General features: G+C 60.5%; 12 protein-coding genes and 1 tRNA gene. 7 read left to right on the top strand and 6 right to left on the bottom strand.

What is annotated here, in order from left to right; all coding sequences use genetic code 11:
• Positions 1-6: 6 nt before the first annotated feature.
• The 3 genes from HH303_RS17445 to HH303_RS17435 all read right to left on the bottom strand — a co-directional run bounded on the left by HH303_RS17445 (position 7) and on the right by HH303_RS17435 (position 3,408).
• Positions 7-987 (bottom strand): TerB family tellurite resistance protein, encoded by a 981-nt coding sequence (locus HH303_RS17445; protein WP_169626642.1) that lies wholly within the window; start codon positions 985-987, stop codon positions 7-9.
• Between the two features lie 111 nt (positions 988-1,098).
• Complete coding sequence (locus tag HH303_RS17440; protein WP_169626641.1) at positions 1,099-1,494, bottom strand: response regulator; 396 nt, start codon at positions 1,492-1,494, stop codon at positions 1,099-1,101.
• Between the two features lie 96 nt (positions 1,495-1,590).
• Positions 1,591-3,408: a PHA/PHB synthase family protein gene (locus HH303_RS17435; protein ID WP_227421901.1), complete on the bottom strand. Its 1,818-nt coding sequence runs from the start codon at positions 3,406-3,408 to the stop codon at positions 1,591-1,593.
• A 263-nt stretch (positions 3,409-3,671) separates the two neighbouring features.
• Here HH303_RS17435 and HH303_RS17430 point away from each other — a divergent pair, with 263 nt between their 5' ends.
• Genes HH303_RS17430 through recJ form a run of 5 tightly spaced genes read left to right on the top strand, consistent with a single transcriptional unit; the run spans position 3,672 to position 10,126 of the window.
• Entirely contained in the window at positions 3,672-4,727 is a 1,056-nt protein-coding gene (locus tag HH303_RS17430; RefSeq protein WP_169626640.1) for an OmpA family protein, read from the top strand.
• A 53-nt stretch (positions 4,728-4,780) separates the two neighbouring features.
• Positions 4,781-5,989: an LL-diaminopimelate aminotransferase gene (locus HH303_RS17425; protein ID WP_169626639.1), complete on the top strand. Its 1,209-nt coding sequence runs from the start codon at positions 4,781-4,783 to the stop codon at positions 5,987-5,989.
• 52 nt (positions 5,990-6,041) lie between these two features.
• Positions 6,042-7,331: a homoserine dehydrogenase gene (locus tag HH303_RS17420; protein ID WP_169626638.1), complete on the top strand. Its 1,290-nt coding sequence runs from the start codon at positions 6,042-6,044 to the stop codon at positions 7,329-7,331.
• 45 nt (positions 7,332-7,376) lie between these two features.
• A complete protein-coding gene (glpX, locus tag HH303_RS17415; protein WP_169626845.1) occupies positions 7,377-8,339 on the top strand; it encodes a class II fructose-bisphosphatase in 963 nt (320 codons plus the stop codon).
• A 2-nt stretch (positions 8,340-8,341) separates the two neighbouring features.
• Entirely contained in the window at positions 8,342-10,126 is a 1,785-nt protein-coding gene (gene recJ / locus HH303_RS17410; protein WP_169626637.1) for a single-stranded-DNA-specific exonuclease RecJ, read from the top strand.
• 16 nt (positions 10,127-10,142) lie between these two features.
• On the opposite strand, the gene HH303_RS17405 is transcribed toward recJ, so the two are convergent.
• Positions 10,143-11,435, bottom strand: a complete 1,293-nt coding sequence (locus tag HH303_RS17405; protein WP_169626636.1) for a flagellar hook protein FlgE — start codon at positions 11,433-11,435, stop codon at positions 10,143-10,145.
• Positions 11,436-11,627: 192 nt separating this feature from the next.
• On the opposite strand from HH303_RS17405, the gene HH303_RS17400 reads away from it, so the two are divergent.
• Positions 11,628-11,703 (top strand) — tRNA-Glu (locus HH303_RS17400).
• A gap of 213 nt (positions 11,704-11,916) precedes the next feature.
• Entirely contained in the window at positions 11,917-14,553 is a 2,637-nt protein-coding gene (locus tag HH303_RS17395) for a CHASE domain-containing sensor histidine kinase (RefSeq protein ID WP_169626635.1), read from the top strand.
• Between the two features lie 11 nt (positions 14,554-14,564).
• Here the strand turns inward: HH303_RS17395 and HH303_RS17390 are convergent, their stop codons facing one another.
• Positions 14,565-15,224, bottom strand: coding sequence for a FecR family protein (locus tag HH303_RS17390; RefSeq protein ID WP_169626634.1), 660 nt, complete (start codon positions 15,222-15,224; stop codon positions 14,565-14,567).
• 261 nt (positions 15,225-15,485) lie between these two features.
• The gene (locus tag HH303_RS17385) at positions 15,486-16,760 is read right to left on the bottom strand and encodes an NAD(P)/FAD-dependent oxidoreductase (protein WP_169626633.1); all 1,275 of its coding nucleotides are present in this window, start codon (positions 16,758-16,760) and stop codon (positions 15,486-15,488) included.
• Positions 16,761-16,797: the final 37 nt, after the last annotated feature.

Raw genomic sequence — 16,797 nt, 5'->3', positions numbered from 1 at the left:
GGCGGCCTAGACGTCCAGTCCGAACTGGGCCCGGCGCAGTTGATCGAACTGCGCTTCCAGGAAGACCAGCATTTCAATGGTCGGCACCAGCGTGATGTCGACCGACAGGCGTTTTGCCGCGTCGCGGACGGCCGTCTGCTCGGCCGTATCGTATTGATCCGCGGAGGCGATGCGGATCGCCAGATAGATCGCGATGGCCGCGACGTTCAAATCCGCGTCGATGGAAATACGACTGACGAGGTCTTCCATCCGCTCGCTGCCGATTTCGTAGTCGCGCAGGGCGTTGCGGACGTCGTCCGGCACACCGGCGGATAGCGCCAGGTCGTCAATGCCCTGCATTTCAGTTTCGGAAATAGTGCCGTCGGCGGCCGCGATCATCAGCAGCAGGTGGAAGAAGGCCTCCATCGCATCGCGCGTCGTATAGGCGTGGCCGAAATGGTAGGTGACCCAGGCATTGTATTTGACGAGGTCGGGGCCGTCCGGCGGGATCGGATACTGGTGGTCTTCGCGTACTTGGAAGATCGTTTTGCGAAAATCCCGGATGGATGCCTCGATCCGGATCAAACTGCCGATTTCTTCGCAGTCGGCGTCGTTCAAGCCCAACAGACCGGCCATTTCCGCCACGGCGGATTTTTCGGCTTCGGGATAGCGCTCGTCGGCCTGGGCCATGCGGATCGCATCGAACAAAAGCATTCGCCCCAAATGCCCGCCGGTGTCGAAATGGATGTCGGAAATTAGGTCGGACAGCGACGCGCCGTCGGGATCATACGTTTTCAAACGCGCGACCATGTCTTCCGGCAATTGCAGCATTTCGGCGAAGTTGTCGTAAAACCAGCGGTATTCGCCGTCCGAAATGACGCCATCCGCGCCGGATACGACAAGCAAAGCCTTCCCGAAGGATTCGATCGCGCCCGCCCGGCATTTTGTGAAACCGTAATTCAGCGCCGCCATCGGCGAGAGGGCGATTTCCGCGTCACTTCCGTTCATTGCAGTCCCCATGCGGATCGCTCCCCAGATGTCGTGGCGGCAACAATGGCCTGAAACCCGACGCTTCGACAAGCGCGGCTTTGGAGCGGACGTCGACAGGGAAAGCCTTTGTTACTCCCCGATAGAGGGCAGGACCTTTTTCAACATGTCCAACGTGACCGGCTTTTCCAAGGATGCCAGGACATTGAAGCCCTTTGCCTCAGCCAGGGAACCCAAAAGATTAAGATACGAATTGCTGAACCCTGAAACCAACACGATATCGCCGGAAAGCCCGCGTTTATTCAGGATATCAAGGACTTCAAATCCATCCAGGTCGTCGCTGAGGACGATGTCCAGGAAGACGAGTCGGAAGGCCGGCATGTCGTCGGAGAATTCCGAAAACGTCGTCGATGTCCAGGGCGCGCGCAGAACCTGCCAGCCCAGATGTTCAAACAGGCTTGCGTATATTTCGAAGGATACATCGTTGTCTTCGACGATGACGACCAGTGGTTTCTTGTACGAATCCATCAATGCGTCCGCGTTGTTATGACAATCCTGTAACACGCGGTAACAGGTGTTACCATCTTAAGATTGTTGCTAAATGAAATTCTGCAGGTATGGCGATTACGCCTTGCCTTTCACATAACTTCCGGGCGCCGGTTCGATCGGCGTCACGACACCGCAACCGGGTTCACGGGCGGGAACCTCCGCGCCGGAAAACTTGCCCAGCCATTTTCGCCATTCCGGCCACCAAGACCCTTCGTGCCGTTCCGCCTTTTCCAGCCAGGCGTCGGGATCCTTCACCTTCCGGCTATAGGTCCAATAGCCGTATTTCGGCTTTTCCGGGTTGGGCGGGTTCACAACGCCGGCGATATGGCCGGAGCCGGCAAGGCAGAACTTCACGGGCCCGGAATAGGTGTTTACGGCGGCATAGGTCGCCTTCCACGGTGCAATGTGATCTTCGCGTGTCGACAGGACGAAGGTCGGCGTTTTGACCGTGGTCAGGTCGATCGGCGTCCCGGCCAATTCGATGCCGTTCGGCTGTATCAGTTTGTTTTCCAGATACATGTTCCGCAGATAGAAGGAATGCATGGCGGCGGGCATGCGGGTGGAATCGCCGTTCCAGAACAACAGGTCGAAGGGGAAAGGATCCTTGCCCATCAGATAGTTGTTCACGACGAAGGACCAGATAAGGTCGTTTGCCCGCAGCATGTTGAAGGTCGTCGCCATTTCCGACCCTTCCAAATAGCCGCGCTCGTTCATTTTCGATTCCAGGGCGGCGAGTTGTTCCTCGTCGATGAAGACTTCCAATTCGCCCGCTTCCGCGAAATCGATCAGCGTCGTGAAATAGGTGACGGACTTTACCTTATCCTGCTGCTTCTTGCGGGTCAGATAGGCGAGCGTCGCCGCCGTCAGTGTCCCGCCCAGGCAATAGCCGATCATGTTGACGGACTTCTCGCCGGTAATCTTGAGGACTTGTTCGATCGCGTCGACCGGCCCTTCCATCATGTAGTCGGAAAAGGATTTGTTCGCCAGACGGGCATCTGGATTGACCCAGGAAACGACGAAGACCGTCAGGCCCTGGCTGACGGCCCAGCGGATGAAACTGTTCTTTTCCCGAAGGTCCAGGATGTAGAATTTGTTGATCCAGGGCGGCACGATCAGCAACGGGATTTTGGCGACCGTTTCCGTCGACGGTGCGTATTGGATCAACTGGATCAGGTCGTTCTGATAGACAACCTGTCCCGGGCTGGTCGCCAGATTTCCACCGACTTCGAATGCGGTCGCGTCGGTCATGGAAATCTTCAGCTTTCCTTTCCCCTTTTCCAGGTCGGAAAGCATGTTTTCAAGACCGCGAACTAGGTTTTCCCCCTTGGAATCCAAGGTTTCGCGCAAAACTTCCGGGTTGGTCATGACGAAGTTGGTCGGCGCCATCGCATCGGCGAATTGGCGGGTATAGAAATCCACCTTCTTCATGGTCTTGCTGTCCAGACCTTCCACCTGGGAAACGGTGGACTGCATCCAGCGGGCTGTCAGCAAATAGGATTGCTTGATATAGTCGAACAGCGCGTTTTCGTTCCAGGTCGGGTCCTTGAAGCGCCGGTCGTCCTGTGCCGGGGCGATCAGGTCTTCCGATTCCTGACCCAACATCTTCTTGGTCGTCGCGGCCCACAGATTCATGTAGTTCGACCAAAGATCCAAATTGGCCTTCATCACCGCATTCGGGTTTTTCAGCATCGCCTGGGTCATTTCCAGGAAAGTGTTGCCGATATTCAGCGGGTCGCCATGCCCGATCGGGCTTTCGGGATCATTCTTCTGATTGGCGAGGAATTCCTGCACGAGGCGTTGGCTGCGTTCCGCGATGGCGGTCATCTGATGGGACCATTCGATCGGGTCGGGCCAGGCCGTGCTGTCTTCGGGTGTCGTTTTTTCGCTACCCATACCAAAAGAACTCCTTATCCCGTCTTACGCTACGGGAAATGTGTGATGTTTCGCCGTGCCGTTAGGCGCGAGCATAATCCCAATTGCAGCAAGGGTATAGGGGGGGCTTGTTGCGATTTTATGGCGTCGGGTTCGCGGCATGGCCTATATGTTCCCGATCGGGGCCGTGTCGGTTGCCGAGAGACCGCACCGCTTCTATGATGCGCGCCCATCGCCGGTCGAGTCGGAACCGGTGTTTCCGAACAGGTATCGGGTGAGGGTTCATGCAGGGTGATTTTCCACGTTCAACGGTCAGTCTTTCGATCCGTGCCGCCTTGGCGGCGGCGGTGCTTTTCGGTGTCACGGCCTGCGACAGCAGCCGCGACGTCGTGGATGCCGTCAATCCGGTGAAATGGTTCGAAGGCGACGAGGCCGCGAATTCCGAACCGAAACCGATTCCCGGTGAGGACGGCGACTATCCGGCCATCGGCGCCGTTCCCGACCGTCCGGAAGAACCGGCGATCAAACGGGAATACATGCAGCTTGCCGACGTTTTGGCGGCCGACCGGGAAAATGCACTGTATACAGACGAGGTGATCCGGCGTGAGGCCCCGCCCGTCCGCGTGATCACGCCGCCGGATCCGACCCAGGAACCGGCGGAACCGCCGACGGCGTCCGTCATTACGGCCCCGCCTGAATCGGTCCCGCCTGAATCGTCGCCCCAGCCCGCACCTCAACCGGTCCCGGTTCCGCAGGCTACGCCGCAACCGGCCCCGCAACCGGCACAGGTACCCCAGCCTGCACCGGCGCCGAGCCCGTCTCCCAGTCAGGCGCAAACCGCGCAGGCAGCGCCGCAACCGGCCCCCGCGCCGCAACCTCTGACGCAATCGCAGTCTTCCGCGCCCGCTCCGGCCTCCGCGCCGCCGCCGGCACCGAATGTAGCCCAGGCGGCACCGGCCACCGGCGCGGCGGCGGCCACGCGCACGCAGATGATCGCGACGATCTATTTCCCCAGCGGCGGGGCCCGCCTGACGGAACGGGATCGTGAAATCTTGAATCAGGTTGCTGGCATTTATAGTCGAGATGGCGGCAAACGTGTCGTCATCGTCGGCCATTCCAGCCGGTCCGGGGCTAGTGGCGATGAATCGCAACAGGCCCTGGTGAATTACAAGGTTTCTTTGGACCGTGCGGCGGCCGTCGGCCAGGTGCTGGTCAGCGCCGGTATCCCGATCGAACAGATCGTCGTGGATGCGCGCGGGTCAAAGGAACTGAAATATTCCGAGGAAACCCCGGCCGGCGAGGCGGGCAACCGCCGGGCCGAAGTTTTCCTGCAATACTGACACCCCTAAATTTCGCGCCGCGTTCACCCGGCCCATTGGGATCCTGACTGTCGATGATCGAAACCTTCCACCGCATCAAACGTCTGCCGCCCTATGTCTTCGCCGAAGTGAACGCGCTGAAAGCCGCTGCCCGTGGCCGGGGAGAGGATGTCATCGATTTCGGCATGGGCAATCCGGATACGCCGACGCCGAAGCATATCGTCGATAAGATGATCGAAGCGGTGCAGGATCCGCGCACCCATCGCTATTCGACCAGCCGGGGCATTCCTGGGTTGCGCAAGGCCTTGAGCGGTTATTACGAGCGCCGGTTCGGTGTATCCGTCGATCCGGAAAGCGAGGTCATCGTCACGCTGGGCTCCAAGGAAGGGCTCGCCAATCTGGCGCAGGCGATCACCAGCCCCGGCGACATCATCCTGGTACCGAACCCCTGCTACCCGATTCACAGCTTCGGCTTCATCATGGCGGGTGGATCGATCCGCAGCCTTCCGGCGGGCGGGGAGATGAACCAGCCGCTGGATCAGTTCCGCCGCAGCTTCATGGATGCCCTGACCCGCGCCGTCGCGCATTCGATTCCGAAGCCGCTGGCCGTCGTCTTGAATTTCCCGCAGAACCCGACGGCGCAATGCGTCGATTTGGATTTCTATGGTGAGGTCGTCGAGTTCTGTAAGCATCACGAAATCTACATCCTGTCCGACATCGCCTATTCGGAAATCTATTTCGGGGAGGTGCCGCCGCCGTCGATCCTGCAGATTCCGGGTGCGCGGGATATCGCGGTTGAATTCTCGTCGCTGAGTAAGACCTACTCCATGCCGGGATGGCGTGTGGGCTTCGCGGCGGGAAACAAGCAGCTGATCGCCGCGCTGGGCCGGATCAAATCCTATGTCGATTACGGCGCCTTCACGCCGATCCAGGTGGCCGCGACGGCGGCGCTGAACGGTCCGCAGGATTGCGTCGACGACCTGCGCCGGATGTATAAGGACCGCCGCGACGTTCTGGTCGAAGGGCTGGCCCGTGCGGGATGGGAGGTACCGTCGCCGGAAGCGACGATGTTCGTCTGGGCGCCGTTGCCGCCGCGATTCAGCAATATGGGGTCCTTGGAATTCTCCAAACTGCTGCTTGAAGAAGCGAATGTCGCCGTCGCGCCGGGTGTCGGATTTGGAGAATATGGCGAGGGGTACTTGCGTTTCGGGCTCGTGGAGAATACCCAGCGCATACGTCAGGCGCTGCGGTCCATGCGGACCTTCCTGAGCGAGGGGTCCTGAGTGGGGGGTAACGCCGCACGGCGCGTTCATGGTCAAAAGGTAGGGTACGGCAATGGCCGAGGTATTGAAAATCGCGGTTGCGGGGTTGGGGACGGTCGGTGCCGGCGTTGTCTCCCTGCTTCAGAAAAATGGCGATCTGATCGCGCAGCGCTGCGGACGGCACGTGACCGTGACCGCGGTTTCCGCGCGCGACAAGGCCAAGGACCGTGGCTGCGACCTGACCGGCATGACGTGGTTCGACGATGCCGTGACCATGGCGCGGGAGGCGGATTGCGACCTGTTCGTTGAACAAATCGGCGGTAGTGAAGGCATCGCGAAGGAAGCCTGCGAGGCCGCATTGTCGTCCGGCAAGCATGTCGTGACCGCAAATAAGGCCTTGCTGGCCGTTCACGGCACGGCATTGGCCCGTCTGGCCGAAGAAAACGGTGTCAGCCTGAATTACGAGGCAGCGGTCGCCGGGGGTATTCCGATCATCAAGGCGATGCGCGAAGGTCTCGCCGGAAATCGGATCAATTCGGTGCAAGGCATACTGAACGGCACCTGCAACTATATTCTGACGACGATGCGCGAAACGGGCCGGGCCTATGCCGACGTTTTGGCCGAAGCGCAGGCATTGGGCTACGCCGAAGCCGACCCCAGCTTCGATGTCGATGGCGTGGATGCGGCGCATAAGCTCGCCATCCTGGCCGCGCTGGCCTTTGGGCGCGAGGTCGATTTCGACGGCGTGCATATCGAAGGAATCAGCCGTATCGCGGCGGTCGATATCCAATATGCCGAGGAGCTGGGGTTCCGGGTGAAGCTGCTGGGCATGGCAGAAGCCCATGACGACGGCGTCATGCAGCGTGTGCATCCGGTCCTGGTGAAGGGCGATGCCCCGATCGCCGCCGTGGAAGGCGTGTTCAACGGCGTCGTCATGGAAGGCGACGCGGTCGGCACGTCGGTTCTGGAAGGACGCGGCGCCGGGGCGGGGCCGACGGCCTCCGCCGTGGTCGGCGACATCATGGATATCGCGGCCGGACGGTTCGTGCCGGTCTTCGGCGTGCCGGTGTCGGCGCTGCAACCGGCGGCCAGCCTGTCGATGGATCGCCGCTTTGGGGCCTATTACGTCCGCCTGCGCGTGATCGACAAGCCGGGTGTTATCGCCGGTGTAACCGCCGCCCTGCGCGACGAGAAAGTGTCGATGGAATCGATCATTCAGCGCGGTCGCGATCCGAACGAACCGGTCGACGTCGTCCTGACGCTGCACGAGACGACGGAAGCGGCGATGAACCGCGCCTTGCAAAGAATCATGGATTTGGATGCGGTCATAGAACCGCCGCACATGATCCGTATCGAACGCTGATACGGGTCGGAATAACACTGCCAAGAGGATAGCTGAATGCCCAATATGGACCGCAATCTTGTTCTTGATGCCGCCCGCGTGACGGAAGCGGCCGCGATCGCCTCCTGGCGTTGGTGCGGTCGCGGCGACAACATGGCCGCCGATCAGGCCGCCGTGGACGCCATGCGCACGGCGCTGAACCGCCTGGACATCCGCGGCCGCGTCGTGATCGGCGAAGGCGAGCGGGACGAGGCCCCGATGTTGTTCATCGGTGAAGAAGTGGGTACCGGCAAGGGGCCGCATGTCGATATCGCGCTGGACCCGCTGGAAGGCACGTCGATTACGGCGAAGAACCTGCCCAACGCGCTGGCGGTCATCGCCTTTGCCGAAGGCGGTAAGCTGCTGCACGCGCCGGACGTCTATATGGACAAGATCGCGGTCGGCGGCGGGCTTCCCGGCGGTATCATCGATCTGGACGTGTCGCCGGAAGTGAACCTGCGCCGCGTGGCGGAAGCGAAGGGCAAGAAGGTGTCGGACATGATGGTCTGCATCCTGGACCGTCCGCGCCATGCCGATCTGATCAAGGCGGTCCGTGCGACGGGCGCGGGCATCACCCTGATCGGCGACGGCGACGTTTACGGCGTTATGGCGACCAGCCAGAGCAACAGCGGGATCGATATGTATATGGGGTCCGGCGGGGCGCCGGAAGGCGTGCTGGCCTGTGCCGCGCTGCGCTGCATCGGCGGCCAGTTCCAGGGCCGTCTGCTGTTCCGCAATGACGAGGAAAAGGAACGCGCCCACCGCATCGGCGTGCATGACCTGGATCGCAAATACGATATGATGGAACTTGCGGCGGGCGACGTGATTTTCGCGGCGACCGGCGTGACCGACGGGAACCTGCTGAAAGGCGTCGAAATGACCGATGGCGGGGCACGGACCCAGTCGCTGGTCATGCGCTCGTCCACCGGTACCGTCCGCAAGATCGAAACCGTGCACGATTTCTCGCGTAAGGATTGGATCAAGATCTGATCATGACCACCGCCGAGCCAGAAGCCTTTCTCGGAGTGTCGCGGTCGGCCTCCGGCAAGCGCTGGGAGGCTCGGCCGGACGACGCGCGGCTCACCGCGGCTCTGGCACAGCGTTACAGCCTGCCGGAGCCGGTGGCCCGCGCCATGGCGGCGCGCGGCATCGACCTGGATGCCGCCGAGGCCTTCCTCGATCCGAAATTGTCCCGTGATCTGCCCGATCCGTCGCATCTGCGCGATATGGATGCGGCGGTATCACGGCTTGTGGCGGCAATCCGTGAGGGCGAGGGGATTGCCGTCTTCGGCGATTACGATGTGGACGGGGCGACATCCTCGGCCTTGCTGTTGCGCTATATCCGTGCCGCCGGTGGCCGGATAGAGGCCTATATCCCGGACCGCCTGGCGGAAGGTTATGGCCCCAATTTACCTGCCTTGGTGAAGCTGAAGCAGCAAGGCGCGGCGGTCGTCATCACCGTCGATTGCGGGATCACCGCCTTCGATGTTCTGGGGGCGGCGGCGGATGAAGGCGTCGAAGTCCTGGTTGTCGATCACCATGTCGCGGAACCGCGCCTGCCGCGTGCCGTAGCCGTCGTGAATCCCAATCGCCTGGATGAAGACAGTCCCCACGGCAATATGGCGGCCGTCGGCGTGACCTTCCTGCTGATCGTCGCCTTGAACCGACGCCTACGCGCGGAGGGTTGGTTCGACGGCAAGCGGGAGCCGGATTTGATGGGGCTGCTCGACCTCGTCGCGCTGGGCACCGTTTGCGATGTCGTGCCGCTGACCGGCGTGAACCGGGCACTCGTGGCGCAGGGGCTCAAAGTCATGGCCCGGCGCGGCAATATCGGCCTGTCCGCGCTGGCCGACGTGGCGCGCGTCAGCGAGGCGCCGGGAACGTACCATGCCGGGTTCCTGCTGGGGCCTCGCGTGAATTCGGGGGGACGTGTCGGCGAGGCCGGTTTGGGCACGGAACTTCTGTCGACCGAAGACGCCGCCCGCGCGCAGGTCATCGCGCAGCGCCTGGACGCTTATAACGAGGAACGGCGCGCGATCGAAAAGGACTGCCTGGACGCTGCCATCGCGCAGGTAGAGGCTTCGGGGGACGAGGATGCGCCGGTAATCGTCGCGGTGGCGGAAGGCTGGCATCCCGGTGTGATCGGCATCGTCGCCGGGCGTTTGAAGGAACGCTATAACCGTCCGGCCTGCGTCGTCGCGTTGGACGACGATGGGATCGGCAAGGGCTCCGGTCGCTCCGTCCCCGGGATTGACCTCGGTTCCGCCGTGATCGCGGCGCGGCAACAGGACCTGCTAATCAACGGTGGCGGCCACAAGATGGCGGCGGGATTCACCGTGTCGGCGGCAAATCTTTCCGGGTTTGTGTCCTTCCTGCGCGAACGCATCGCGCTGGAGGCGGGGGAGGGCGGCCTGGTCCCCGTGCTGAAGTTTGACGGGGCCGTTACTGCTGCCGGTGCCAGTCTGCCGCTGGTGGAGGCGCTGGAACGGCTTCAGCCCTTTGGGCAGGGGAATGCCGAACCCCGCTTTGTCCTGCCGGAAGTACGCCTTTATCAGGCGGATATCGTCGGCGAGGACCATGTGCGCGTGCTGGCCGGCGACGCGGCGGGGGGCCGGGTGAAGGGGATTGCCTTCCGATGTGCCGATACACCGCTAGGGCAGGCCCTGTTACGGGCCAGAGGGGATCGCCCGATCCATCTCGCCGGGCGCTTGCGCAAGGACAGTTGGCAAGGGCGGGAAAGCGTCCAACTAATGATCGATGACGCGGCGGAACTTTAAAAGGTCTGTCTACCGATTAGCCCTTAAGCTCAGTTGCCGTTCGCACCATTTCATCGACCGTGCGTAAGGCCGTTGAAGCGGAGGAATAGGCGCGCTGCGTGACGATCATATTGGTGAATTCGTTGGCCAATTCCGTGGTCGACTCCTCAACGGCTTGTGGGACGAAGGCCGCCATGCTCGTGTTCTCGAAGTCGTAAAGGACTATTTCGCCGCTATTCGGACCGACACGCCAATGCGTGTTCCCGGAATCCAGCAGTCGGTTCGGTTCGGTCGTATTGCCCAGAGCCAGACGCGCGATCGGGCGCTGTTGACCGTTGGAGAAGACACCGACGACGTTACCGTTCTTGCCCAGGAAGACGTTCGACAACTGACCTTGAGGGTTGCCGTTGACCTCCAAATCCAATTGGTCGGATTCGTTGCCGTATTGCGTGGACCCGGCAAGGCTCAGGGTCACGCTGTTGGACGCGCCGGATAGGGTCCAATCGACGCCGACGGAAATTTCGTCGGTCGCGACACCGTCGATCGTCTCAAGGTCGCCAGACGGCGAAAAAACCATGGTCAAGGGCTGTGCCGCGGGGGCGGTTACCGTCCCGTCTGTGCCTGAAAGCGTCATTTCCCAGGTATTGGTCGCGGCGACTTTGGTAAAGGTTGCGATCAACTGCTGTTCGTCGTTCAAATTGTCGTCGATACCCGTGCCGTCATAAATCGGCATGTCGAAACTATACGTATCGCCGGCCGCCGCCGTTGCCGGCAGGTTAACGCCCAGACTGGCCAACGTGGTGGCTTCTGCCGGGAAGGTGGCGGCCTCGTTATCGATACGGATGGGTTGCAGCGACGATGTGTTCGTAGTGTCGATGTCAAAAGTGTTGTTGGAATCGTCATAGGGCCATCCTAGGACGTAGTTGCCCTTAATATCCGTAAGATATACTTCCTCATCGCCTGCATCGTTGGTCACCAGGGTTCCGGCGAAGCGACCGGCATCCGTCAGTTCCAACGTGTCGTCCGACGGTGTCACGGATGTGGAGGTGACAAAGAACCCCCGTCCTGAAATCGCCCCGTCGAGGTCGAGGCCGGACGTGGTGATGACGCCTTCCCTTGTCCGGAATACCTGCTGATGCGCCTGTGTTCCCATCAACTGGGGCGAGACTGACCCGGCATTCTTCGATCCGACCATGTCCTGGAACCGAATCTGACCGGCCTTATACCCGGTCGTGGTCGTATTCGCGATATTGTCGCTGATATTCCCGAAGGCCACGGAATTCGCGCGCATCGCGGTGACCGCGGACGAAAATAGGGAATAGGCAACCATGTTCAGCCTCGCAAACCAAGTTCCGCCCCATGCAGACGGGGCCCGGAATAATGCAAGCAATATCCGTGCCGAAATCGCCGGTTCGGAAATTTGCAAGAAATGAAGTTTTGTTGAAAACAGGCGCTTGACCAAAGGCTCCGGCCTCTGTAATTACCCGCTCGCAAGCGGACAACATACCGCTGCCTCTACTGCGACCCCTTCGTCTAGAGGCCTAGGACACCGCCCTTTCACGGCGGCAACACGGGTTCGAATCCCGTAGGGGTCGCCACTTTCTTCCCATGACAATGAATATCAAAATGTTCGCAACGGTGTATGCCGTTCGTTCACGTTGATCCGATCCGTGTTTGGCGCTCGGAAATCGTCACCTCACCACATAACTGCTGATCGCGGTGGGAACGAATTTACGGATGTAAAACTGATCCAGATCAAATGGTCCCCGGGCGAATTGCCGTAAGCAGGCGCCTTTCGACAAGGCACCTTGATGACGGATGTTTCTCTTCTGACCGGGCGCCCAAGAACATGGTGGAGCACGGATACGCTGCTGAGGTGGGGGCACGGCCCCGCCACGGCATGGATCATCCTTATCTGTTCGTTGGTGCTGACCTTTGCCGCATGGCAGATTTCGACACATTTTGTCGAACAGCGCGCACGCGACCGTTTCGAGTATGCGGCTGGGGAGGTTAAGGACAAAATCCTGCAGCGGATGATCGAATACGAAGCGGTCCTTCGAGGCGGTGCCGGGCATTTCGCGTCGTCCACAGACGTGACCCGGACAGAGTGGCGCAGTTACGTCCATGCCCTGAAAATCGAAGACTATTACCCCGGCATCCAAGGCCTCGGTTTCGCCCGAATGGTCGATGCGGCGGCGCGTCGGGAATACGAGGCGCGGATTTCGGCGGAAGGGTTTCCGGATTTTACGATCAAGCCGGACGGGTTCCGCGACGTCTATTCGGCGGTCGAGTTCCTGGAGCCGTTCGATTGGCGCAATCAGCGTGCCTTCGGATACGACATGTATTCGGAGCCGGTGCGCCGAGATGCCATGATACGGGCCCGCGACACGGGCCTACCGGCCTTGTCGGGCAAGGTGACCCTTGTCCAGGAAACCGCAGAGGATGTTCAGGCGGGGTTCCTGGTCTACCTGCCGGTCTATCGACCCGGAACGGTGCTTGAAACCGTGGAGGATCGCCGGAACGCGCTGGTCGGGTTCGTCTATAGCCCATTTCGTATGAACGACTTGATGCATGGGATACTGGGCGCGGGCCTGCCCGGGATATCCTTCCGGATATTTGACGGTCTGTCGCAGGACGAAACAGCCCTTCTATTCCATTCCGCGGATACGAAACCCTTGGCGGCGGTGACGGAACAAGGGGAGGTGCGGGAGCCGGGACATATTCGCGACGGTGGGGCGGATTCGGTCTCCAGCGCCTTTCAATTCCTGTCTTCCATTAAGGTCGGCGGGCATGACTGGACGCTTGATGTCTATGCGAACCGGAGTTTCGTCGATCGGCGGGACGAGAGACAGCCGCTGTTCGTTGCCGTCGCCGGCGGCGTGATCGACCTGTTGTTGTTCATTGTGATCTATCTCCTGTGGCGCCGCCGGGAATGGGCGGAACGCAAGGCTGACGAAATGACCGGCGATTTGAAAGTCTTCTCGCATGCCATCGATCAAAGCCCGGTCAGCGTAATCATCGCCGACACGGCTCGAACGATCGTCTATGTGAACCCCCAATTCACGGCGTCCAGCGGCTATGCCGCCGACGATGTTATCGGCCGGAAGGCCGATTTCCTATTGCTCGATGACGAGCATCCGACGGATGCCAAGAAAATTTGGGCATCGGTGGAAGCCGGCCATCGTTGGGCCGGCGACCTGATGCATCGCCATAAAACGGGGGAGGCATATTGGGAGTCGGTCTCGATCAGTCCGGTATATTCCGACGAAGGCCGGGTAAGCCATTTCTTGGCGATCAGTCAAGATATTACCGAGCGTCGGAAACTGAACGAGGCGTTGAGCGACAATGCCCGGCGTTTCTATGCGGCATTCGAGAATATTGCGACCGGGGCTATCGTTACGAATGACGCGGGCAAGATCGAGGTCTTCAACCGCGCGGCGGAACGCATCTTCGGCTACAAAGCGGACGACGTCGTAGGCGAAAACGTTTCAATGTTGATGCCGGATGCCTATGCGACCGAACATGACGGGCAAATGGCGCGCTACCGCGAAACAGGGCGAAAGCGGATCGTCGGCATCGGTCGGGACGTTCACGGCCGTCGGAAGAACGGCGAAATCTTCCCGATGCATCTGGGGGTCGGCGAAATCCAAATCGGCGATCAGCGGTCCTATATCGGGTCGGTGACCGACTTGACCGAAATCGTCGAAGCCCGAAATACCATTCAAAAGGCGTTGGAAGCGGCAAATGCCGCGAACCGCGCGAAATCTGAATTCCTGGCGTCCATGAGTCACGAGTTACGTACGCCGTTGAACGCGATCATCGGTTTTTCCGAAATGATGGGGCAGCAATTCTTCGGTCCGCTGCCGCCGCAATATGTTTCCTATTCCGACAACATCAATGCGAGCGGAAAGCACCTTTTGTCGCTCGTGAACGATCTATTGGAAATCTCGCGGATCGAAGCGGGCAAGATCGCGTTGGTATGGGAAGAAACTCACGTCGACAGCGTCATCAAACAGTGTGTCGCCCTGACGGAGCAGGCTTGCTCGATCAAGAGCCAGACTCTCAATGTCCAAATGGACGACCCGTTACCGACGCTACAGGCGGATCGTCGGGCCCTGAAACAGGTGCTGTTGAATCTGATCACCAACGCCCAGAAATACACCGGCGAAGGCGGCCATATCGACGTTTCCGCCCATGTGCGCGGTGACTCCATGGAAATTGCGGTGACCGATGACGGGATCGGGATCGCCGAAAAAGACCTGCCGCATGTGACGGAGTTTTTCGAACAAGGCAATTCCGATCCCTATATCAGCGCGAAGGGGTGGGGGTTGGGCCTCGCGATCTCGAAATCCTTGATCGTTCTGCATGGCGGGGAGATCAAGATCGACAGCACGTTGGGGGAGGGGACGACGGTTACGGTAAGTATCCCGCTTACCCAATCCGACTGAACGCCCCGCGCTTAGTTGAAGGCGACGGAGGCATAGGCTTCATCGATTGCCTCCTGCTGCCACTGGGTCGGCGGCGTGGGAGCAGCCTGACCGCTCATCGGCAGGAAGGTTCCCTCGTTTACCTCATCCAGGGTCACCGTGCCGTCGACACTGCTCACGTCGATCGCGCCTTCGGTCAGCATAAAGCCGTAATGGAGTTCGCCGGGCGGCATGCCGGCGGCGAGCGGACCGCCGAAGAAGCCCGTACCGCGGATACCGATCGTGGCGACCGGCGTCGAAACGCTGACGGCGTCGTGATCCGTGCGGGCGACGGCACCGGACAGGAACAGGAACGTGCCGTCCAAAATTCGGAAAGATTGAGCCACGACCCCGGTCTCGCTGGCTTCGAAACTATAGACGAGATCGTCCATCACGAGGCGCGCGCGTTCTCCCAACGTGATTTGCGAAGAATCGATGAAGACGATTTCAAGCCGTGCGTCATCGCCGGTTTCGATCAAGGCGTCTTCATAGACCGGCGATCCCGCCGTCAAGGGCGTGACATTTTCGTCCATGGCCTGGCTCGCGGCGCCTAGCAGCTTCGTGACCTTCCCGATTTCTGTTTGGGCCGAGGCCCGGTCCGGTGCGGTTATCGCCGCAAGGAAGGCGAGAAAGAGGATCGACATCAGCCGCATCAATAAAGCTCCCGGTTCGGTCCCATCCGTGTGGAGCCTAACGCGAAAAGGGGCCGCCTGCATCCTCTGCCTTCGAAGGCTTTGCCAGGGGGCGGACTCCCGCCTTGTCGGACAGGCCTGTGCTTCAATACCGTGGAAACCGGCTTTTTCTCTCGACATCGTGTGGTGCGACACCTCTATGTAGCCGGTGAACGGGTTGGAAATACTGCAAAAAGCGTGGACTGTTCCGAGCGACGAATAATCGTGACTGATCCGGGGTGCCTATCCGAACATGTCCGATACGATGCCCTTGTACCATCCAAGGGACTCTTCGTAATTCGCCTGTCGCTTCTCCGGTTCTTCATGCATCTGGCTGATGAATCCGGCGGTCGACGCGATTTTCCCGTCGCCCGGTGCGTATTGACCGCCGACCTTCACGGAATCGTCCGTCGCGATCAGGCTCCAGCAGGTATTGGCATATTTCGCCGGGAACAGTTTCGATCCGAGCAGATCGGCGCGGAGCGTCATGGATGCGACCTTGGCCTGACTGTTGGCGGCGAAGGCGGACTTGGGCATGTCGCCCGCGATGCTGGCATCCCCGATGACGAAAATATCCGGATCGGCCTGGGAACGCATGGAGGCCGGATCGATCGGGCAATAGCCGCTGTCGTCGGTCAGGCCCGCGCTGAGCGCGATTTCACCGGCGCGCTGGGCCGGAATGATGTTCAGCAGGGCACCTTGGAAGGTGTCCAGATCGGTTTCAACCGTGCCGCCCGCGACGTCGACATGCTGAATGCCGCCGTGAATATCCGGGCCATACCATTCGACCATCCCCGGATAGTGGTTTTCCCAGCCTTCCAAGAACAGGCCCTTTTTGGAGAATTTCTCCTTCACATCCAGGATCACGACCTTGGAATTGGTCAGACCCTTCGCCTGCATCAGATGCGCCATCATCGATGCGCGTTCGTACGGGCCGGGCGGGCAGCGATAGGGATTGGGCGGCGGCAGGATGATGACCTTCTGGCCGTCTTCCAACGCGTCCAGTTTCTCTTTCAGGATTTGCGTTTGCCGTCCGGCTTTCCAGGCGTGGGGCGCGTCTTCCGACAGGGCCTCCGAATAGCCGGGGACGCTATCGTATAACAGGCTGATACCGGGGGAGACGACCAACCGGTCATAGGGAACCTTACTGCCATCCGCGAGGACGACTTGCTTCGCATCGCGGTCGATGGCCGTGGCATGGGCGGTGATCTTCGCGATGCCGTAGCTGCTTTCCAGCGTGTCGTATCCGTGCGTGATGGACTCGAAATCCCGATATCCGCCGAGATAGAGGTTGGAGAAGAAGCAGGTCGTGAACTTCTCTGCCGCGTCGATCAGCGTGACGTCGAGAGCGCCTTTGGAATCCTTGGCGATATAGCGGGCCGCCGTCGCGCCGCCCGCGCCGCCGCCAAGAACGACGACGCGCGGTTTCGTTTCGGCGCGCAGGATGGACGGCATGCCCAATGCGGCGGCACCGGCGCCGAGGGTCCACAGAACGGTCCGTCTTGTTGTCGTTGTCATTGTTTACTCCTCCCGTGGGTCGTTGCCGCCTTCATAT

Source organism: Pacificispira spongiicola (assembly GCF_012926505.1).
GTDB lineage: Bacteria > Pseudomonadota > Alphaproteobacteria > UBA8366 > Aestuariispiraceae > Pacificispira > Pacificispira spongiicola.
The sequence above is the reverse complement of the archived record's forward strand: the minus strand, read 5'-3'. Positions and strand labels throughout refer to the sequence as shown.